Below are 20,545 nucleotides of genomic sequence, written 5' to 3'. Positions count from 1 at the left end.
AGGCTCCGTCTCTTGTCGTTTCGAAGCGGAGCGTTGTGAGGCAAGCGTTTCTCTTGACATACCTTTCGCGGTAGCATTACCCCAAGATAAAACCACCGTAGAAGGAGCAACAACCAAATGGACGACTGGATACTGCTGGCGAATCAAACGTTGAACTGGGATTCGTTCTTACGACTGGCGCTCGCCGCGCTGTGTGGGGCGGTATTGGGCTGGGACCGCGAGCGAAGAGCAAAACCTGCTGGCCTGCGAACGAATATGCTGGTCGCTTTGGGGGCAGCTACGTTCATGGTGATCGGACTTGACTATCAAAACTCGTTACAAGGCACGACGCCCGATTGGCTGGGGATCGATCCGTTTCGAATTCTTGCCGGTATCATCGGAGGGGTCGGCTTTCTTGGGGCTGGCTCCATTATCGAGTCGCGTGGAAACGTGCATGGACTGACAACCGCGGCGACGATCTGGGTTTCGGCCGCGACTGGTTCGGCGTGCGGAATGGGCTTCTACGGCGTGGCCGTGATGGCGGTCGGTCTGGGGCTGGTCACGTTGATCGCGATTGGCTTCGTCGAACGGTATTCTTTCCAAGATCGCGATGCACAGCCTGGCCGGCAGGACTAGTCCTTCGCGTTCATCGTCTTCGAGAAGTCGCGGATGTGCTGCTTGAAGCGATCGAGCAATTTGCACTGGAATCGATACGGATTCCAGATCATGGCAATCTGCCGTGTCGGTTTGGTGCCATGCAGCGAGCGATAAACGCGTCGTTTGCTGGCGTCCAGTTTCTTCGCCATCGCGGGGATCATCGAGACGCCATGCTTAAGCGAGACCAGTTCCTGGACGGTTGCCAGTTGGCTGGTCCGTTCGACCGAGATCGGGTTGAAAGATCGATGACGACAGAAGGTCACGATGTTATCCGACAGACAGTGGGCTTCGTCCAGCAACACGAACGGATAGGGTTCGACATCGGTCAGCTTGATCTGCTTCTTCTCGACCAGCGGATGATCGACCGGCAAGACCAGCAGCAACTCTTCCTCGAACAGCGATTCGATTTCCAAGTGCTTGGCCGAGATCGGCAACGCCAGGATTGCCAGATCGATTTCTCCTTGTTGGCAGCGACGCAGCAAATTGTCGGTCGTATCTTCTTGAACGGTGAGTTGGGCTTTCGGGAACGACTCGGCGAATTGGCTCAGCATTTCTGGCAAGTAGAAAGGAGCGATCGTGGGAATGGCTCCCAAGCGAATTCGACCACTCTCGCCATCGTCCGAAATCTCGGCCTTGGTATCTTCGACCAGGGCGACGATTCGATGGGCCCGCGAAAGGAGCAACTGCCCGGCATCGGTCAGCGTGACCTTGCGGGTTTGCCGTTCGAACAGTGGTTGTCCCAGTTCATCTTCCAGGCGGGCAATGGATCGGCTGAGGGCTGGCTGCGAAATGGCCAGGACTTCCGAAGCCCGCGTGAAGTTGCCGAACTCGGCCACTTTCAGGAATTGATGCAACTGTTCGATTTCCATTCCGCGATCCTGAATCTCTGCCTGATGCAGTGCATGCATAGATAAAGCGTAGATTATGCATGGCATGCATTGCGAAGGCTACCCCTCGGAATCGCTGAAATCGCGATGATCGGGCCGAATTCAGATGAAGACTCGACGAGAATTGCCCGTTTGCATCAAGGCATCGGCGATGACCTGGGCAATTTTCTCACTCCCCTGGGCCGATGGTTCGATCGGCGAGATGGGAGAATAATCGCCGGGGTCATCACAGATCAGTCGCAGATCGATGAGCGGAAGATTGTTGCGGAAGGCCGTTCGTGTGATCACATCGTTGTAGACACCCAGGCCGGCTCGCTCCGCAACGCCCATCCCAGGAATGGAATCGTAGATCGTGCAAACGGCCAGCGGTAATTCCTTCAGAAGCAGATGCAGGATCAGTTCGCGATATTCCTGAGCGAACGTATCGACCGCGGTCGCGACGCGTCGCAACGCTTCCGCCAGCGGAGCAGGATCGTCGGTAAATAACTCGCCCGATGCCCACAACGCATCGTTCCCTCCGATACTCATCACCAAGTGGGTCGTTGTTTTGGGGATCGCGTTGGACTGATGAAAGACATCCGACGCCCGGGCTCCGTCGACAGCGCGCAAGGTTGCATCGCAGTCTGCCGGTAGCTTGCCTTTGAGAAGCTCGATCACCGATTTGCCTTCAGGTACATAGGCGGCGTTGTCAAAGATGGAATCGCCCAACAGAGCAACGTGACCTGGCATGATGGCAAACGCTCACTTCCTAGGAGGAGGAAGATGATCCGTTGGGGCGAATCACCTCCGGCAATGGTTCACCTTCCGGGATGAACCGCATGGAAATAGAGTTTACACAGTGGCGCGTATCTTTGGGAGTAAATCCTTCCCCCTCGAAGACATGGCCCAGGTGACCATCGCAGTTTGCGCAAACAATCTCAGTTCTTCGCCCATCGGCATCTGGTACGCGAAGCACCGCTTCAGGAAGATCGTCGTCGAAACTAGGCCAGCCGCAATGGCTATGGAATTTATCGTCGGACTGATAAAGCGGCAGATTGCAGCGCCGGCAAATGAACGTGCCAGGGGCAGCCAGATCGGTGTATTCCCCGGTGAAGGGACGTTCGGTTCCTTTGCGAAGAATCACGTGCGCTTCGGCATCGTTCAGCGAGTTATACTCGGTCGACATAATCGCGGCTCCTGGCTGGGGAAAGGGACGAACTTATCAGGCAGTTTCATTCTAGGCGTTCGCCGCCGGGCAACAATCCACCGGCCTGGTTTCCTGCCCCAAGACCCGTTTGGATCGGCAATTTGACATTCTGTTTGCCATCGCTGTTGTGATTCCCTAAACAGGTGATAGCTTGAGGAGTTCTGATAGGCGGTTTGAACCCAGCAGAGGATACAGCATGTTTCGAACCAAACTGATTCTGACGATCGCTTGTACTTGCATTGGAATCGGTAGCTGGAGCACGTCCGGCAGTTCCGCCGAGTTGGAAAAGAAATCGCCAGATCAGTTCAATGGCCGTGATCTGTTTCTTCATCAATGGGAACCGAACGACGAGCTTAGCCGGAAAGGTGACGGGCTGGGACCACTGTTCAACGGTCGAAGCTGCGTCGAATGCCATTCGCAAGGTGGTGTTGGGGGCGCCGGCGACAACACGCACAACGCCCAGTTTCTCTCCTTTCTGCCAGAAACAGGCGACTTCTCGGACGATGGCCTGAAGGTGTTTCTCGGGAACTTGAAAGGAATGCACCCTGACTTCGTCGACAAAGACGACCAGTTCTCGCTCGGCGTGCTGCTGCATCGGAAAAGCACGAACCCCGACTATGCTCCGATTCACGAGCGTGTGACGGCGGAAGTTCCCAACGATTTCAATACGCGACTCCGTATCCGCCGTATGCTGCGGAAGCGAGACATCCGCGGGGTCGATGCGTTGCCGTTAAATCTTGTGATCTTTGACCAAGGTTTGCAGTACGCAACCGCCGAGCGCAATCCACCGCAACTGTTTGGTATCGACGACATCGACAAGCAGATTCGCGAGGCGGATTTGAAGCAATTGGTCGAAACACAGAAGCTCAGCCGTACTGGTGTCTCCGGTCGAATGGCCGGCAAGTTTGGTTGGCGTGGGCAGATGCGGAGCCTCGATCTGTTCGTGAAAGGTGCGTGCGCGATCGAAATTGGTTTGCAGGTCCCCGAGTTTCATCAGACGGCCGACCCGCTTCGTCCTGAGTATGAACTGAAGGGAACCGATCTAAACGAGAAGCAGATTTCGCTACTCGTCAACTACGTACGCGAGCTGCCCCGCCCCGAGCGAGTCATGCCGACGGACGACGATGCCAAGGCGTTGGCGATTGAAGGACAGAATCTCTTTACGGCAGTGGGTTGTGCCGAGTGCCATGTGACCGACGTTGGTTCGCTGAAAGAGGTTTACTCCGACTTCCTGCTGCACGACATGGGGCAGCAGTTTGAAGACCCGATCCCTGCCGAGCCCAAGACGGAGACCATCCTGCAAGAAAACATGGATGTGATTTCCTCGTACCATGGCATGGTCCGCCGCAAAGTCACGACCGAGTTGGTCCGCGAGTTGGCGATCGAGCCAGAGCAACATCGCGAATACAAAACGCCGCCGCTCTGGGGCGTGGCCGACTCGGCTCCTTACCTGCATGATGGTCGCGCGACAACGTTACGGGCTGCCATCGAGTGGCATGGCGGCGAAGCGTACTCCTCTTTTCGTCGCTTCTCGCTACTGAAAGAGGAGCAGCAGTTCGCGCTGCTGAAGTTCCTCGAAACGCTGAAGGCTCCTTTATCCGCAGAGCCAGCACCACCACAGAAGACCGAAACTCAGGTCAGTAATCGCTCATCAACGATGCCTGTTCAGTCGCGGTAGGTGGTAAGGATTTTTTGGGAGACAATCTATTGCGCAATTTGCGGCTAGGTGTTTGCAAATTGTTTGCCAGCTAAGGGACATTGCCTTAAACAGGTGGGTAGGAACCCGCATTTGCTGGTGGAAGTCGCTTCGTGGAACAAGGGGAATGGAAATGTCTCGTCTCCCATCTCTTCTCGTATTGCTAGGCATCGGTTGCCTGGCAAGCCCGGTATGGGCTCAGTTTGATTCCGATCCGGAATCGATCGAGCGTGGTCGTGAGCTCTTCACACATCAATGGAAACCGAACGATACCCTCAGTCCCAATGGCGATGGCCTGGGACCGGTTTACAACGCGAACAGTTGCGTCGCCTGTCACGCCCAAGGAGGCATCGGCGGAAGTGGTGCGAACGAGAGCAACGCCCAGATGCTCGCCTTCGTCCCTGAGCCGGGCAAGTTCACCTCGCGCAACATCGATTCCATTCGTAACCGTCTGCGAACGATGCATCCGCTGTTCGTCAACAACGATGGCAACATTTCGACCGGCGTTCTGCTGCATCGTTACAGTACCAACCCTGAGTACGCTGCAATCCACGCCAGCGTGACTCAGCCGCTCGAAGAAACGTTCAATTCGCGAACTCGTATGCGTCGCATGCTGCGAGAACGCAACCTCAGCGACCTCGGGTTCCTTCCGCTGAAACTGGTGACCTACACGAAGGACCTGCAGTTCGCCCTGGCCGAACGCAACCCACCGCAATTGTTTGGTGCCGGCGAGATCGCAGACAAGGTCCTCGATTCCGACATCGAAGCGATCGCGCGGGCTCAACTTCTTACGAGTAACGAAACGGGGATATCGGGGCGAAAGGTCGGTCGTTTTGGCTGGCGAGGTCAATTGAATGATCTCGGCGCGTTCGTGAAAGGAGCATGTGCTGCCGAAGTAGGTTTGCAGGTCGATCAGATGTATCAGTCGCCGGATCCAACCAAACCGAACGAACAACTGGAAGGCGTCGATCTGACGGCTGATCAGACGAAGCAGTTGATTGACTTCGTCGCCGCACTACCTCGTCCGGCACAAGTCCTTCCGGAAGATCCGAACGCCCGCAGCCGCGTGACCCAGGGACATCTGCTGTTCGAATCGATCGGCTGCGCTTCGTGCCATGTCGAAGACGTTGGCGCATTGAAGGGTGTCTTCTCCGACTTCCTGCTGCATGACATGGGCCCTGAGTTTGAAGATCCAATCCCTGCCCAGCGTATTCCGGTGCAAGTGGTCAGCATTGAAGACCGGTTCGAGATGCCGACCTACTATGGTTCGGAGTACAATCCTCCCCAGGTCATCGTCGAGAAGTACAGCGTGGCGATCAAAGAAGATCGCAAGGAATACCGCGAGTATCGCACTCCGCCACTCTGGGGCGTCGCCGATTCGGCACCTTATCTTCACGACGGACGTGCCGAGTCGATTCGTGCCGCCATCGAAATGCACAACGGCGAAGCACGCGGAGCGACCGCGACCTTCATGCGGCTGAATGAAGAAGAACAGTTCAGCGTGATCAGCTTCCTGAAATCGCTGAAAGCTCCAGAGTCGGCGGAAATGGTCCCTGATCGAGTCGCCGAACGCCCAGTAACCGACGCGGATGCTGACAAGATTTCCTCGACCAGCGAGGGTACAATGGAGTCAGTGGCCTCGCGATAGAAGACGGGGCCCAAACGCCCTTTTAGAATCTGCCGAGGACTGGTTATGCAATCTCGGGCAACCTCCCTGCCCCATCGTCGAACTTTCTGGCTGACCCTGCTGCTGGCAGCAGGGGTCAGCCTTCTTCTGGAATCGCCCCTTCACGCCCAGCCAAAACCGGTTACCGATGCCACCACGCTGGAGGGCAAAGTGATGACCGGTTACCAGGGCTGGTTTCGTTGTCCTGGCGACGGCACCGAGCGTGGTTGGCTCCATTGGAGTCGTCGTTCCACGATCACGCCGCAGTCGCTCACGTTCGAGATGTGGCCAGACCTGTCCGAGTTCAGCTCGACCGAAAAGTACGCGGTTCCTGGTTTCTCGCATGTCGGGGGAACGCCTGCTTATCTGTATAGCAGCGTCAACAAGGAAACGATTCAGCGGCATTTCCAGTGGATGCAGCAGTATGGAATCGATGGCGCTTTCGTGCAGCGTTTTCTGGTGAACCTGCGCGATCCTTCGTTTGAGAAAGTGCTCGAAAACGTTCGTGTCGCGGCGAAGGACTCCGGCCGAGCCTTTGGTATTTGCTACGATCTGTCAGGCTATCCAACCGAGCGAATCTACGACCGGCTGACTGAGGACTGGCGAGAGTTGTGTGATCGGCGCAAGGTGACGCGTGACGAACGCTACCTCGATCACGACGGTTTGCCGGTGGTCTTTCTGTGGGGACTTTATTCCGACCGCTTCGATGCGAAGCTCGCCCACCAGTTGATCGACTTCTTCCATGAAGAAGGTCCCTACCGGGCGACCGTCATCGGAGGCGTCCCGCCGCAGTGGCGACGCGATCGCGATCCACAGTGGGCCGCCGCCTATCGGAAGCTCGATGTGATCAGCCCCTGGAATGTGGGCAACATCGAGATGCGTGGCGGTGAGAAGATCGCCAACACCAACATCTGGAAAGGAGATCAAGTCGCTGCTACCGAAGCAGGTGTCCGGTTGTTGCCGGTGATCTATCCTGGGTTTGCCTGGACGAATTTGAAAGGTCCCGTAGCCCAACGCGACACCATCGAGCGGCGTCGCGGAGACTTCTTCTGGGAGCAGTGGGTTGCTGCTGCGAAGCTGAAGACAGGGATGGTCTACGTAGCAATGTTCGACGAAGTCGACGAAGCGACCGCGATCTTCAAAGTGACCAACGATCCGCCGACCCAAGGAAGCTACGCCACGTACGATGGTTTGCCGAGCGACTGGTACCTGCGATTGGCTGGCGAAGGTGGCCGCATGCTCCGAGGCGAAGTGCCGATCTCGGAGCAAATCACAATCACGCCGCAGCGTTAGCTACTTGGACGACTTGCTCGAGTCGATCCAGCCCAGCGAGGTGAGGAACTTGTCCATCTCGCTGACGGTTTCGTTGTACCAACGATTCTTGTCACGGCCGTGATTGAAGAATCCGTGCCCTTGCCCTTCATAGATTCGCAGTTCGCTGGTGACGCCGGCCGACTGCGACTTCTTTTGAAAGTCTTCCGCAGTCGAGACCGGGATCAGCTTGTCTTGCGAACCGAGAAACACGATGTGGGGTGGGTCGTCCTGGCTGATGTTGTGGGCCGGCGAGAACTCCGCGACGCGATCTTTGACGCGGCCAGCACCCCAACCACCCTTGCCGTTGTTGTAGACCGGGTTGAACAAGATCATCGCGTTCGGCTTGGTCGAAACGCCTTCTTCCTTCTGCGTGACGGTACCCAGGTAAGCCGCCAGGTGACCCCCTGCCGAACCGCCCGCACTGGCGATGCGATTGGGATCGATCCCTAGCTCGCTGGCGTGCGAACGAACCCAACGCATCGCGTCTAAAGCATCTTCAACGCAGATGGTCGGTGGATCGTTGTTGTCGCGATCGAGCAGGCGATACTGCACCTGAACGCAAACCAGTCCTTCTTTCGCCAGGTGCTTACTATGTTCGGTGAATTGCCCAGGGGCACCGCCGACCCAGCCGCCACCATGAAAGAACACCACGGCAGGACGTGTGTCCGATTTCTTCCAATCGGCAGGCTTGGTGACGTAAAGCGTCAGCGGCTTGCCATCGACCGTCTTATAAACCGTGGGCTCGCCAACCGGTTTGGTGGCCGACAACAGCGGCGAAGCAGAAAGAAGGAACAGCAGCGTAAATGCGAGGCGAAGATGTGGCATGTGTCGGATCTCGACGGAGGGGATGGTGGGTTTGTCGCCAATTATCGTAGCCCATCCATCGGCGGGATGCCAACAATCGCCCTGCGGAACGGTTAAGGCGATACCTGCGGGCGATCCTTTACGTAGGCGACGAGCCACTCGATCACGCGTTGTCCCGATTCCCACGAAAGCGAATGCCCTTGCCCGTGGTTTAGCATGCCAATCCGCGTTGGTTCGCCATAGAACTTCCGGGCAACCTGCTGTCCTGAGATCAACGCAGGCCAGCTTCGTTTGCCGTCGGCACATCCCTTGCCCGTTTCGCCCCCAAGAATCAGGAAGGGGCGACCGGCGATCCGCTGGACCAACTGGTGATGGCTGAGAGCGAAGTCGGCTCGCTTCACATCAGGGCCGAGATACCAGATCGCGTCCCAGTTGCTGAAACCAATTTCGATCCCCCCTTCACTAGCAACCGCCGCAACGATGCGATCGTCCATCGCCGCCAGGTAAAACGCTTCCTTGGCACCAAGTGAGTGCCCGTAGGCACCGATCCTGTGGGTATCGACGTTGGGCAGCGTGGCAAGCAGATCGACCGCTCGCTTCGCATCGGCCAACATCACGGCCATCCCCTTACTGCCAGGATGGGACTTCAGCGCGGCGGTGGTGGAGACGACGTACGACTTCTGCTCCCACAGGTAATTCTCAGGGCAGATCACCACAAATCCCTGCATTGCCAGACGCAGTCCCATGTGCCGCTCCGGTTCCGCCGCTAGGCCGACCAGCTTGTCGAACGTCTGCGGACTCGTCCCATGCAGAGCCACGATCGCGGGCAACTTCGCATCGCCACTATCGTGTGGCAGCAGTAGATAGGCACGCACCCGTCGACCGGGTTCTGCCTGATACCGAATCAACCGCCGCGTACAATTTTCCAGGCGTTCTTCTTTCAGCGTTTCGACCTCCAGCGGAAGGTCGGCAAAGTGATACGCCCCAAGGAACTCGCTCCAGCGCTGAGCGATCGCTTCGCGTTCCTTCTGCCAGTCGGCCAGCGATTCGATTCCGGATAGCGTGTTTGATCCTACCTGAGGGACATCTGCCGGAGGCGTCGTCACGTCTTCCAGCCACGAAACTTCGGCTGCCAGGGCCAGCGAGGTGAGCAGCAGCGAAAAGATAAGGATGGCGGCAGAGCGAGGCAAGAAAGTCATGGGCGAGTCGACTAGCGGGAGGTAAACAGGCTGGTTTTATGCATGATGTCACGTGCACATCAAATGTAGATGTCCGCTGACTTCGATGCAATCCGATTCGAGTTCTTGCGCTGCCATTCCGCGGGAGCGAACCAGCCAGCTTGCAACGGCATATGGTTTGCAAGGAGAATAGTGAATCGGCTGTCATTTCACGTCACACTGCTGAGGGCAGTAGTGCCACACCCGCCGGTTCATCCCGGCTGCATTCTTATAGGCAAAATTTGTTGCGTGTCGAATTTACCCACTCCTTTCAACTCGGCACTCTCCTGGCTGGCAAGGTTGACCCTTGCCGTTTTGGTTCTCGTGTCGCTGGCACCTTTAGTAAACACGGGTTACTGGGTCGTTCGGTTATGTGATTTCCCTCGGGTTCAGTTATTGGTTTTGCTGCTGATACCCACTTTGGCAACCGTTGCTTATGCCTGGGGAACTTGCGGTTTCCGGCGAGAGCACTGGGTGCTTGGCGGTGGCATTCTGGCCGTGGCTTGTTGGCAGGCAGCCCATGTGCTCCCATTCACACCGCTTTGGCCGCAAGAGTTGGCAAATGCAACGGAGCAAGAAAATCTTCGGCTGATGGTGGCGAACGTCAAATTCAGCAACACCCAATTCGACGAAGTGTCGCAGGTAATCGAGCAGCATGATCCAGACCTGCTGCTTTTGATTGAAGTCAATCAAGAGTGGCAAACCAAACTCGATTCGCTTCGTCAGGCATATCCGCACCGGGTGGAAGTCATCCGCGACGAGGGACTCGGTTTGGCGTTGTGGAGTAAGTTGCCAATTCAACGGGAACAGGTAAAGTACCTGGTCACGGAGCGGAGGCCATCGATCTTTGCGACTCTTGAGCTGTCTGATGGCAAAACCATCGAAGTGGCGGGCGTGCACCCGACCCCGCCAGGGCTGAAGGATGAGACGCCAGGGGGACGCCGCGACAGTCGCGTGCGAGATGCCGAACTTGTTCTGGTCGCGAAAGAAGTTCAAGCCAATCCGGATACGGCTTGGTTGGTTACGGGAGACTTCAACGATGTGGCCTGGTCCCACACCACCCTTCTCTTCAAACGCTTAAGCGGACTGGGGGATCCCCGTGTGGGACGCGCGCTGCTGACCACGTTTCACGCCGACTACCCGCCGTTTCGTTACCCCATCGATCACGTGTTCCTCTCTCAAGGATCTACGGTCGGTCAGTTTCAACGGGTAAGACTCCCCGGCTCCGATCATTTCGCGGTGCTGGCAGAATTTCATGTCACCGGCAATGCCGTGCCTGAAACAGCCGATTCCTTCGATGAAGTGGAAGCTCAAGAGATCGTGAAGGAAGGGGAACAAGACGCCCAGCAGCGAAACATCGATGCGGATCCGAACAAATAAAACGGCATCAGGGTTCGTCTTTCCGCACCACCAAGATCTGCCAACCCGGCTGTCGCTCAACCAGGTTCACGGTTCTTTCTTGGGTAAGGGTGCAATCTAAGTATTGCTTCACTCCATTTGCCTGAGCCACGTCTGAAAACTCTATTTTGAACGTCTTGCAGGAAGTTGCGAGTATTTTCAATTCGTCATGAATCTCGTGGAGATCCCCAACAGCGACATCACCTGGATTTCGATTTATCCACGACTCGGCAGCCCCGCTCGGCATACAAGGCCCAAAGCTCACATAAATCGTCTGATCGCTGTAAGAAACCCCGCCCCCATGGCTCAGAACCGCTTCAACAGATCGCTCAAAAGGGTCATGGCGATACCAAGCACAGACAGTTGCCAAGACCGTCGTTATCAGCAATAGAGCCTTCAAAGATGTTTGGTATTTTGCGATCGGCGGGGTGGCACGGTTCATCTTTTTCTAACGTCAAGCTTCTCTGGGGGTGGAACTGCCGGCCTCGGTAGTATGAATTTCTGAAACGAGTGCTACAACTGCACTAACATCGAACGCTATGCACTAACCGCAAAATGACCTGGGTAGGTTCGCTCTGGCAGGTATCTAGGATGGCAGCGTGGGTGCTGTTTGGCGGGACTCATGAGCCTGGGGAGCTAATCAAGAATGATAACTGCCAAAACGGCCGCAATCGCCGCACGAAAAAATTGTCCTGCTAGAACGTTAAAGTGCTACGTCACGCCACAGGTCTAAATTGCAAGAAACCAAGAGCAAGATCCATTGAAGGCTGGAATGTCGCCACGGTCGATGTCTTCAGTGGCGAAAACGTCGATCCTGGCCTCGGCATATTGTCAGCAGGCCGAGATTTTGCTGAACGACGAGAACCAGCTCGCTATCGAGATTGGCCGCCAGGCGGAGAGATGGTCTGCGGCTAGATCTTGGTGATCGTATCGCCAACGCGGACCAGGCCATCCTTCACGATCCGCGCGTAGATGCCGCGCAGGTGAAGCTGCTTGCCGACTTTTGAGTTAACCCAACGCGTGGCATCGGGGCCGAAGCGTTCCGAGAACTTGCCACATCCGTTATGGGCGACTTCGGTGATTTCGAGCTCGGCTTCGCCAATGACGATGCGTTGTCCCACCGGAAGATTTTCTTTCGAGAGGTTCATGTCGACGAACAAGTTGTCGCCTGCCAACGCCCATCGCGAACGATCGCCGGCAATCAGGTCGATGGCGCGGGAGTTCATGATGGCGACCTGAACATCGGGATGAGGCGAGCCATCGGGCAGCGACATCCAACAACCCAGTGCCCAGTTATCGCCATGCACACCGCCGGCCAGGCTCAACTCGCAGAAGGCGAGACTCTCACGCTGATCGGTCGTGGGACGAATGACGATCGACTCGAGCTTGCCTTCTTCGCATGGTGATTGTTCGATCAGCGGCAGTCCAGCGTCGAGCTGTTCCGTCGAGAGATGTTCCGGCATCGATTCCCCTTCCAGTCTGGGTAGTGGTTGAAGGTCTGGTAATAGGAAACAGCGTTTAGCCATCCAGGTCCGCAATCTTTCAGGCGAGTAATATCGCTGCAGCGCCTCTTTGGTGGAAAGGTCTTGATGGCGGCGAAGGAAATCTTGGGCGGTGGCGTGCGGACCTGTCTGATGAGTCGCGACGAAAATCAAACGCATGAAGGCCTGGGTGATCGTCTCATGATAGCCGCGATCGAGCGATTCGGGAGTCTTTGTCGCGCGATTAAATGCTTGAATAGTCGCTCGAATGGCAGGCATGGCTTCCGCCCACGGATGGCGAGAGGCGATCAGAAAGGCGGCCCGGACGTGCGCTTCATGCGTCCAGTCTTCTGCCTTGAGCGTGCAGTCGAGAAACGCATGGAGGAATTCGTCGTCGGTCATTAAGGCCCTGCCTGGCAAGTTGGCGGCATGAAAGATCTCAGGCAACTTCCGAGACACCGCTTCGCCAGGTCAGGTTCGCTACGCGGAACTCGCTCGATGAAGGCAAGAAACAAGCAAGGCGACACCTTGGGGGTATCGCCTCGCGGATGGTTGTCTTGGAAAAGGCTACGTTTTAGTAGTTGTCCGTTCCCAGCAGTTTCTCTTCGACCTTGTCGGCCTGCCACGCGATCGCGGTGATGGTTTTGGTGACTTCCAGTTGGTCGATGGCGTCGGCCAGTTGGTTGGCTCGCACGGTAATCACTTCGCCCGAGTCGAATTTCTCGACGGCGAACGCACCATGAATCATCTTCGTGTTGTAACGCAGCAGTGCCATCGCATTGCGTTCGTTGGCAGGTCCGCAAAGGCTGTTGTAAACGACCAACTCGTTGCCGTCGTCATCTTTCTGGCCGAACATGATGTTCACGTTCTGCTTGCGAAGTGCATTGACCGGAACGTTGACCGTCCAGAGGTTTTCATTTGTTTCGGTCAGGGGCCAACCGCTCGTCTGGGCAACATGCTTGATGATGTCGCGGGCACTCAAGGTTTGTGCCGGAACCGTTCCGGCCGGGCCTTGCAAGTCGTCGAAGCTCAGGCCGCCACCCATCGGTGCCGCCGGAACCACACCTGGTGCCTGCCCAGGTTGATTGCCCATTGGCTGAGGAGCCGGTCCACCTTGCGGGGCCATGCCTGGAGCCTGATAGCCCTGCATCGCGGCGTTCATCATGCCGGGCATCATCATACCGAAGCCCGCGCCCATCCCCATTTGCATGGCACCAGGGCCCGAGCCATCGCCGCCGTTCTCGGCCATCTTGCTCATGCTGTTGGCCGCTTGATACATGGTGAACGCTCGAAGGTCGCCGATCGCGCCCATGCTGCTTCGCGCGTCGATCGCCTTCTGTACTTCTTCCGGCGGAGTAATCGCGTTGATGAAGAAGTCGACCAGTTCGAGGCCGTACTTGGTGAAGTCGTCGGCAACTTTGATGCGTGTACCAGCGGCGATTTCATCGAACTTGCTGGGCAAGTCGAGCATGCTGATCTGCGAGGTTCCCAGCAGATCGGTCAAACGCGAGACGATCAGGTCTTTCAAGTAAGACGAAACATCGTCCGTCGTGTATTTGCCTTGCGTGCCAACGATCGTGTTGAGCATTAGCGGGGCATCGACTACGCGGAACGAAAACTTACCGAAGCTGCGCAGGCGGATCATGCCGAAATCGCGGTCGCGAACCGTGATCGGCTGACGCGTGCCCCACTTCTGATCGAGGAAGGTTTGCTTGCCGAAGTAGTAGACCGAAGCCTGAAACGGCGACTTCTCCCACGGAATGGTCAGAATGCTGGTGATCAGCGGGATGTTCTGGGTCTGCAGCGTGTAGCGGCCTGGACCGAACGAATCCATCGCCTTGCCATCGAGAAAGAAGACGGCTTCCTGATTCTGTTGGACGATGAGCTGGGCGCCATACTTGATCGCGGCCGAACCTTCGGGTGGCATGCGATGGACGATGGAGCGATTCGAGTTGTCGAAGAACTGAATGACTTCCAGTTGAAGGCTCATCAGTGGTATTCCTCTTTCTTCTTGCCGTAAGGCGATGACGAGATGGTTGGGTTATTGGGCGTTGGCAAAGACTAGCCGTCGTTGGGACCGGCGGCGACACCTTTCAGCATGTTCTCGCGGTGGTCGATCTTCTGCAGCAGGCCATCCAGCTTGGCAGTGATCTGAGGCACCACTTGGGCCGGTGTCAGCTGCGTGGTGGCCAACCCTTCAATTTCGGTGGCAATGGCATCGACCTGTTGGACCAGAGCCAGGTCGTGTTCGTAAATGTCGGTCAGCAGTTCCTCGTCGACTTGAACGAAATCGAAGAAGCCACTGTAGCCCGGCATCTGGGCCTTCAGGCGATTGATCGCCAGGTCGAGTCGGCTCCGAAGTCTCTCTAGCATCGGCAGTTGATCTAAAGCACCCAAAGCAACCAAGGTGTGGCCATATTCATCGAGCCCCTTCTTCGACTTTTGCAGTTTGTCCGCAAGAAAGTCGCGTGTCATGCTATCACTCTCGCGGCGATATTCACGCGATAGATAGCCGGAAAAGCCAGGAATGTACTTCAAAATGGACTCGACGAGCCCGCGATTCTTGGCGTGTTGTTGAGGGTCGATCACCGATAGCCTCCCGAGGGGGTGAAGAGCGAAGGTCGAAACGAACGATAAGGTCTTATGCAGCATTGCCAGACGCTACCTTCAGGAAAGTCGCTGGCGGTCGTCGCGATAAACTTCAGCAGTATTTCGTTCGATAGCGTCCGATCTTGCCGAGTTTGACTCGACATGCTGGCAAAATGAAGCCTGTCCGATCGCGCTAAGCCCTTACGATATCAGTTTTTCCGGCGGATGGAAAACATTCCCAGGAACTTTTTGTGAGGGCGTTCGTAGGCACAAAAAACGGGCATGAATTCACCTGGAACCGGGCCGCCGATTTTGGTAGCGTTCGCCCGCTTACATCGCAAAAGTCTTTATCTCTAGGCCAGTTGGACAAATTTCATGGACCAGAAGTCCACGCTTTGCGGAATCTTGGTGGTTGTCGTACTGACGCTGTCAGGATGTGCCTCGAACGGTGCGATCGTCGATCCGATCATTTGGTGGGACAACGACGATCCAGCCGACTTTGCCAAATATGGACCGACGCCAACCCAGCGGATCGAAGAGCTCGATCAGTTGGCCAGCAGCGCGTCGCGCTTACCGGCGGAGAAACAGATCGAACACGCCACGAAGATCGCCGAGGCGTTACCGACCGAAGAGAACTCGGTGATTCGCGTGCATATGCTGCGAGCCCTGGGGCAGATGACGGTTCCAGAAGCGATGCCAGGCATGCGATCTTCGCTATTCGACCCAGATGCGGATGTTCGCCGAGAAGCGGTCCTGGCGTTGGGTGAGTCGAAGAATCCTGAAGCGGTTGCCCTGCTGGGCGACGTGTTAATTCGCGATCGCGACTATGACGTGCGTTTAACGGCTGCCAACTCGCTGGGTGGTTTTTCTTCGGAAGCCGCCAAGCAGGCCTTGGTGCCGGCTCTCGACGCACGCGATCCCGCCATGCGATTCGCAGCGATCCAGTCGCTGCGAAAGCACAGCAATGTCGATTACAGGGGTGATACGGCCAAGTGGCGCGAGTTTGCCAATGGCGGTAGCCCTGAGCCCCCCACGACGTCGATTGCTGAGCAACTAGTGCCAAGCTTCTTGCGATAGAAACGCTGGTACTGCAGGTCGATTGGGTTAGCTAAAGGTTACCCCAAATTGGCTGCGTGACGGATGATCTCCTTAAGCCGGTTTGTCAGCGCAAGCCGGTTAGACAAAGACACCCAATGGCTTCGGTTTCTCTATAGTTCCTCTAGCCGGGATGCCGTTTGCTATAAGCGTGGCGTGGTGTGTAAACTAATGTCAGAAACGAAAATGCTTAAGCCTCGAAACTTTAACGCGGACGCAAATCTACCCCACTCGTCCGTGCGAGGATTCATGCCACCATGTGCATTTTGCCCCCCGTTTCTGAACGCGTTGACCGTTGACTCTGTTGCGGCCTATTTATCCATCCATCAGGCTGCCTAGGAATTGAAGATTTAGACGCATGCAAAGACGGACTGCAATCCTCCTCGGCGCGTTGGCGTTCTGGAGCACGACAACCCTGGACAGCATTACGGCATCGGCACAAGAAGTGATCGTTGCTCCGGTGTTAAATACTGCAGATGGCTCGGAAGCGGGTAGCTCGGCCGAAAGTCCGATGATTCGGGTCGCGCTGGTTCCGGCGGAAAAGAAAGACCCGTTCAAGCCGCAGCCACCGACCACCTCGGAAGAAGCTCCGGTCCTGGAACCCGCCACCGGCGACGCTTCCGCTGAAGAAGCCCAGCCAGCGGAAAAGCCTGCCGACAAGCCAGCTGCCGAGTTGACTCCTTCTAAAGAGCTGCCAGCCGCAACGCTGGAAGTGGAAAAGGAAGGTAAACCAGAGCAGCCTGCGAAACCAGAGAAAACCGAGAAGGTAGAAGCTGAGCAGCCGGCGGATGTCGAGCCAGCCGACGAGCAGCCTGCCCCGCTGATGCAAGATCAGCAAGCCAAGCCGATCAAAGAGGGCGACGTGACGCCGATGGCAGAAGTGGAAGTCGAACCGGTTCCGATGGAAGAGCCGGAAGTCGTGCCGCCGCTGCCTGGTTATGTTCAAGCGTTGCAGCCACGCATTCATCGCGTTCTCGATTACTACTACCGTACCCAGCCGGGCGATGCCTCGAAGCATGACGTCTGGGAAACGATGCATGGCTTTTTGCCGTGGGGTGTCGATGCCCTCATTCGTACGCCTGACTATCGTCAGCCGGTAAGCGCCATTGGTTGGGTCTGCTGGAACAAGCCCTGCCGCGGCAATCGTTTGTTTGCCGTGCAGAATGGTCAGCTGATGGCCAAGCAAGGTCCTCGCGTCCAAGGGCATCATGGGCAGTTTCTGGCAATGTTGGCCCAAAGTTACGTCGCTCCTTCCTACGAGATTCAGGTCGATGGTCAAACCTTCACGGTCCAAGACCTGATCGAATTCGAGAAGGCGACCTGTGTTCCGAAGTCGGAACTGACTTTCAAGCTGCTGGCTCTGTCGTACTATCTGCCTGCCGACGCCACCTGGAAGTCGCGTGATGGCCAGGAGTGGAGCCTCGAGCGTCTGTTGAAAGAAGAGATCACGCAGAAGGTCGTCGGAGCCGCTTGTGGCGGTACCCACCGTCTGACGGGGATTTCGTTTGCCCTGGCTGCCCGTAAGAAGGCCGGCCTGCCGATGGACGGAGTCTGGGAAAAGGCGGAAGAGTACATCAATGCTTACCATAAGCATTCCTTCCAGATCCAGAATCCTGATGGCAGTTTCAGCACCAACTGGTTCGAGGGCCGAGGCATGGATCGCGATGTCGATCGCCGTCTGCAGACCTCCGGACATATCCTGGAATTCCTGATCTACTCGTTGCCGCCAGAGAAGTTGACTTCGCCTGAAGTTGTCCGTGCGGTCAACTATGTGACGACCATCCTGGAGCAAAATCCGCGACACGATTGGAGCATCGGCCCGCGCGGCCATGCCCTGCACGCGTTGGTCCTGTATGACCAACTGGTGTTCGGAACCAAGCCAGGTAGTCGAACTCAAGAAATCCTGCAAACGTCGCACGATTAGTGGCACGCAGATTCGGCAAAAATTGAGCCCCAGCGTGCTGAAAACCGGGTGCATCGCTTGTCATTTGGGCCTATCTGGCCTACGATTGCGGGCACTCGCGCATTAATGGTTTGCTTCACACCTGGGAATGAACTCCGCTGGGGATGAAATATCAAAAGCTCTCGAATCAGTTCACCGAGTTTTTCAAGCTCGCGATTCGAATGCTCGAAGTCGCGGAAGCGGACGCGGTACTCATTTTTGTGGATGGCATGCCTGAGTGGGACAAGCTCAAGGCAATTGCTGAAGGCCACAAAGTGATCGTGGCTGCCGACCGGGATGAATTCCTGGTCGGCATCGAAGAGACCGGGCTGCATGGCGTGGTCGTCGAGCTGGAAGAAAGCCCCATCCTCGAAAAGCTGATGCACGCCCTGGTCGAGGCCGTTGCCAACGACCAGCTTTCTACCGGTGCCCGAGTTGTCTCTTTGTACAGCGGTTTTGATGAAGAGCGGATCGACACGATCAGCTTCATTCGCCTCGACGAACGTCTGGGCCGCCTTACCTCGCGGGATCTCCGCAAGCTGGAGACCAGCGTTCCGCTCGAGACCCTGAAGATCGTCGTCGACCTGGCGGTCGAGATCGGTCGCGAAGGCCGCGAAGGGAAGCCGGTCGGAACTTGCTTTGTGGTGGGCGACCATCGCAAGGTGCTCAGCAACAGCGCCCCTAGCGGCTTCGATCCGCTGAAGGGTTACGCCAAGAAAGACCGGCACATCGGCGACCGAAGTGTCCGCGAGAACCTGAAAGAAATCGCCCAGCTGGATGGTGCCTTCGTGGTCGCCGCCGACGGCACGGTCGAAGCCGCCGGGCGAATGCTTGATGTCACCTCGGCCAGCGTCACGCTGAGCAAGGGACTGGGTGCCCGGCACTGGGCTGCGGCAGCCATCAGCAAGAAGACCAAGGCAATCTCGATCGCCGTCAGCGAATCGAATGGCACGGTCCGCTTGTTCCAGGGAGGAGAAGTCGTTCTGCGAATCGAGCCTTCGCGCCGAGCGATGAAGTGGAAGGATCTCGATTTCGACAATCCTCAACAAGGCGGTTCTGACTAGTTCGCTAGTCCGCCTTCGATCCCCACGAGGCGCATGTGACGCAATCGTTCGTCGGCACGATCCACGCGATCGATCTGGAAAGCAAAGACCACGCACAGGCCTTGCTCGATCTGCTCGATCAGTACTCTCGCGATGAAATGGGCAGCGGTTCGCCTCTGCCAGAGGATGTCTATCTGCATCTGATTCCACGGCTGAAGAAGGTCGATACCTATCGCGGACTGCTGGCCGAGATCGACGGAAAGTATGTTGGCCTGGCCAACTGCTTCATTGGCTTCTCGACCTTCAAAGCCCGACCGCTGCTTAACATTCATGACTTGGCGGTCTCGCCCGATGCCCGAGGCTGTGGTGTCGGCACGGCACTGCTGGAAGCGGTCGATTGGCTGGCCGAGCAGGAAGGCTGTGCGTTTGTCACGCTGGAAGTGCGAGCCGATAACCGAGCGAGGAATCTTTATCTGCGTCACGGCTTCCTCCCCGGTGATCCGGCGACCGACGCCATGAGCTTCTGGAAGAAGCCGATTCGGAGCGAAGGTTAGCCCAGGACTTCACGCAGCAGCTTCTGCGGAGTTCCGATATCGATCACGTGCAATTCCCCCAGGTACTTCTGCGCCACCGCAGTTTCGTAGCCAATCTTCGGCGTGACGAAGGTCGCGGTTAAATCGGCTTCGATCGTCGGATCATGAGGCTGGCCAGTATCGCAGTCGAGCCCGCTGGGGATGTCGATGGCCAGAACTTTCGCCGGTGAAGCATTGATCGCGCGAATTGCGGAGGCGATTGGCTCGCGCGGGGGCGAAGTGACTCCGGTTCCCAGCATCGCGTCGACAACCCAGTCTGCACCGGCCAGTGCCTCGCGAAACGATTCGCAAAGAGGCTCATCAGAAACATCCAGAATCTCAATGTCAGATGCCGTCAAGATTTTAAAATTGATGGCGGCGTCGCCCTGGACACGTTCCCGGGAGCAGAACAGGGCAACCTTCACCGGAACCTGGTGCAAATCGAGTTGCCGGGCAATGACATAGCCATCGCCCCCGTTGTTTCCAGGTCCGCAGCAGATGAGCACGTTGCGTGGCGATTTCGAGCGAAGCAGCTCGGCACAGCCCCGTCCGGCGTTTTCCATCAGAATGACGCCCGGAATGTGGTATTTTTCAGCAGCCAGAACGTCGACCGCTCGTGACTGCTCTCGAGTGAGGGGGGTGCGAGAAGTCATGGATGCAGTTCCGTGGGGAATTACTTACAATACGAACGCCTGTTTTGACTGTATCCGATTTTCCCGCCAGGTGAACCGATGCCATTGTTTGAATACACGTGTGACGCATGCCACAGCCAGTTTGAATTGCTCGTTCGTGGTGGCGAAAAGCCGAAGTGTCCTCAGTGCGGCAGCGCCAAGCTCGAGAAGGCCTGGAGCGTTCCGGCTGCTCACACCGGTGGCAAGTCGAGCGACTTGCCGATTTGCGGTCCGATGCCGAGCGGAGGTGGATGTGGTCTGCCTCAATGCGGCGGTGGTGGCTGCCACTAAGGTAAATCCCTCCGACATGCCCTTCCCCTTCCAACCATCCTCGCAAACAGGTTAACA

20 protein-coding genes are annotated in these 20,545 nt (G+C 56.8%); 10 read left to right on the top strand and 10 right to left on the bottom strand.

From position 1 onward, the window contains the following. Positions 1-117 precede the first annotated feature (117 nt). The gene (locus tag AB1L30_RS14840; RefSeq protein ID WP_367014214.1) at positions 118-615 is read left to right on the top strand and encodes an MgtC/SapB family protein; all 498 of its coding nucleotides are present in this window, start codon (positions 118-120) and stop codon (positions 613-615) included. Here the strand turns inward: AB1L30_RS14840 and AB1L30_RS14835 are convergent. The 3 genes from AB1L30_RS14835 to AB1L30_RS14825 all read right to left on the bottom strand — a co-directional run bounded on the left by AB1L30_RS14835 (position 612) and on the right by AB1L30_RS14825 (position 2,688). Next, positions 612-1,505, bottom strand: coding sequence for a LysR family transcriptional regulator (locus AB1L30_RS14835; protein ID WP_367014213.1), 894 nt, complete (start codon positions 1,503-1,505; stop codon positions 612-614). The two genes, AB1L30_RS14840 and AB1L30_RS14835, sit on opposite strands and share 4 nt — an antisense overlap. 120 nt (positions 1,506-1,625) lie before the next feature. Beyond that, on the bottom strand, positions 1,626-2,252 hold the full coding sequence (locus AB1L30_RS14830) for an SGNH/GDSL hydrolase family protein (protein ID WP_367014212.1): 627 nt from the start codon (positions 2,250-2,252) through the stop codon (positions 1,626-1,628). Positions 2,253-2,271: 19 nt separating this feature from the next. Beyond that, positions 2,272-2,688: a methionine-R-sulfoxide reductase gene (locus tag AB1L30_RS14825; RefSeq protein WP_345086001.1), complete on the bottom strand. Its 417-nt coding sequence runs from the start codon at positions 2,686-2,688 to the stop codon at positions 2,272-2,274. Between the two features lie 217 nt (positions 2,689-2,905). On the opposite strand from AB1L30_RS14825, the gene AB1L30_RS14820 reads away from it, so the two are divergent. From AB1L30_RS14820 to AB1L30_RS14810, 3 genes are all read left to right on the top strand, one after another. Beyond that, positions 2,906-4,387, top strand: a complete 1,482-nt coding sequence (locus AB1L30_RS14820) for a di-heme oxidoredictase family protein (RefSeq protein ID WP_367014211.1) — start codon at positions 2,906-2,908, stop codon at positions 4,385-4,387. A 151-nt stretch (positions 4,388-4,538) separates the two neighbouring features. Further along, on the top strand, positions 4,539-6,053 hold the full coding sequence (locus tag AB1L30_RS14815; protein WP_367014210.1) for a di-heme oxidoredictase family protein: 1,515 nt from the start codon (positions 4,539-4,541) through the stop codon (positions 6,051-6,053). A 45-nt stretch (positions 6,054-6,098) separates the two neighbouring features. After that, positions 6,099-7,364 carry a glycoside hydrolase family 71/99-like protein gene (locus AB1L30_RS14810; RefSeq protein ID WP_367014209.1) on the top strand — a complete coding sequence of 422 codons (1,266 nt, stop codon included), beginning with the start codon at positions 6,099-6,101 and terminating at the stop codon, positions 7,362-7,364. On the opposite strand, the gene AB1L30_RS14805 is transcribed toward AB1L30_RS14810, so the two are convergent. After that, the gene (locus AB1L30_RS14805; RefSeq protein WP_367014208.1) at positions 7,365-8,210 is read right to left on the bottom strand and encodes an alpha/beta hydrolase; all 846 of its coding nucleotides are present in this window, start codon (positions 8,208-8,210) and stop codon (positions 7,365-7,367) included. Positions 8,211-8,302: 92 nt separating this feature from the next. Further along, entirely contained in the window at positions 8,303-9,388 is a 1,086-nt protein-coding gene (locus AB1L30_RS14800) for a dienelactone hydrolase family protein (RefSeq protein WP_367014207.1), read from the bottom strand. Positions 9,389-9,559: 171 nt separating this feature from the next. Here AB1L30_RS14800 and AB1L30_RS14795 point away from each other — a divergent pair, with 171 nt between their 5' ends. Next, a complete protein-coding gene (locus AB1L30_RS14795; RefSeq protein WP_367014206.1) occupies positions 9,560-10,786 on the top strand; it encodes an endonuclease/exonuclease/phosphatase family protein in 1,227 nt (408 codons plus the stop codon). 7 nt (positions 10,787-10,793) lie between these two features. Here AB1L30_RS14795 and AB1L30_RS14790 read toward each other — a convergent pair whose 3' ends face one another. From AB1L30_RS14790 to AB1L30_RS14775, 4 genes are all read right to left on the bottom strand, one after another. Continuing rightward, complete coding sequence (locus AB1L30_RS14790) at positions 10,794-11,246, bottom strand: hypothetical protein (protein ID WP_367014205.1); 453 nt, start codon at positions 11,244-11,246, stop codon at positions 10,794-10,796. 469 nt (positions 11,247-11,715) lie between these two features. Continuing rightward, positions 11,716-12,744: an MOSC domain-containing protein gene (locus AB1L30_RS14785; RefSeq protein WP_367014204.1), complete on the bottom strand. Its 1,029-nt coding sequence runs from the start codon at positions 12,742-12,744 to the stop codon at positions 11,716-11,718. Between the two features lie 115 nt (positions 12,745-12,859). Continuing rightward, a complete protein-coding gene (locus AB1L30_RS14780) occupies positions 12,860-14,275 on the bottom strand; it encodes an SPFH domain-containing protein (RefSeq protein WP_367014203.1) in 1,416 nt (471 codons plus the stop codon). 71 nt (positions 14,276-14,346) lie between these two features. Then, a complete protein-coding gene (locus AB1L30_RS14775) occupies positions 14,347-14,874 on the bottom strand; it encodes a hypothetical protein (RefSeq protein WP_367014202.1) in 528 nt (175 codons plus the stop codon). Positions 14,875-15,249: 375 nt separating this feature from the next. Between AB1L30_RS14775 and AB1L30_RS14770 the strand changes: the two genes are divergently transcribed. The 4 genes from AB1L30_RS14770 to AB1L30_RS14755 all read left to right on the top strand — a co-directional run bounded on the left by AB1L30_RS14770 (position 15,250) and on the right by AB1L30_RS14755 (position 19,508). After that, positions 15,250-15,951: a HEAT repeat domain-containing protein gene (locus tag AB1L30_RS14770; RefSeq protein WP_367014201.1), complete on the top strand. Its 702-nt coding sequence runs from the start codon at positions 15,250-15,252 to the stop codon at positions 15,949-15,951. A 376-nt stretch (positions 15,952-16,327) separates the two neighbouring features. Beyond that, positions 16,328-17,893, top strand: coding sequence for a hypothetical protein (locus AB1L30_RS14765; RefSeq protein WP_367014200.1), 1,566 nt, complete (start codon positions 16,328-16,330; stop codon positions 17,891-17,893). A gap of 143 nt (positions 17,894-18,036) precedes the next feature. Continuing rightward, positions 18,037-18,975 carry a diadenylate cyclase gene (locus AB1L30_RS14760; protein ID WP_345085975.1) on the top strand — a complete coding sequence of 313 codons (939 nt, stop codon included), beginning with the start codon at positions 18,037-18,039 and terminating at the stop codon, positions 18,973-18,975. Positions 18,976-19,010: 35 nt separating this feature from the next. After that, the gene (locus tag AB1L30_RS14755; protein WP_367014199.1) at positions 19,011-19,508 is read left to right on the top strand and encodes a GNAT family N-acetyltransferase; all 498 of its coding nucleotides are present in this window, start codon (positions 19,011-19,013) and stop codon (positions 19,506-19,508) included. On the opposite strand, the gene AB1L30_RS14750 is transcribed toward AB1L30_RS14755, so the two are convergent. Beyond that, positions 19,505-20,179 (bottom strand): NAD(P)H-hydrate epimerase, encoded by a 675-nt coding sequence (locus AB1L30_RS14750; protein WP_367014198.1) that lies wholly within the window; start codon positions 20,177-20,179, stop codon positions 19,505-19,507. The genes AB1L30_RS14755 and AB1L30_RS14750 overlap by 4 nt on opposite strands. Before the next feature lie 78 nt (positions 20,180-20,257). On the opposite strand from AB1L30_RS14750, the gene AB1L30_RS14745 reads away from it, so the two are divergent. Then, entirely contained in the window at positions 20,258-20,488 is a 231-nt protein-coding gene (locus tag AB1L30_RS14745) for a zinc ribbon domain-containing protein (RefSeq protein ID WP_345085969.1), read from the top strand. The last annotated feature ends 57 nt before the right edge of the window (positions 20,489-20,545 follow it).

Origin of the sequence: Bremerella sp. JC817, assembly GCF_040718835.1 — a bacterium.
Taxonomy (GTDB): Bacteria; Planctomycetota; Planctomycetia; order Pirellulales; family Pirellulaceae; genus Bremerella.
Note: the sequence above shows the minus strand (reverse complement) of the source record. Positions and strands in the feature narration are given on the sequence as shown.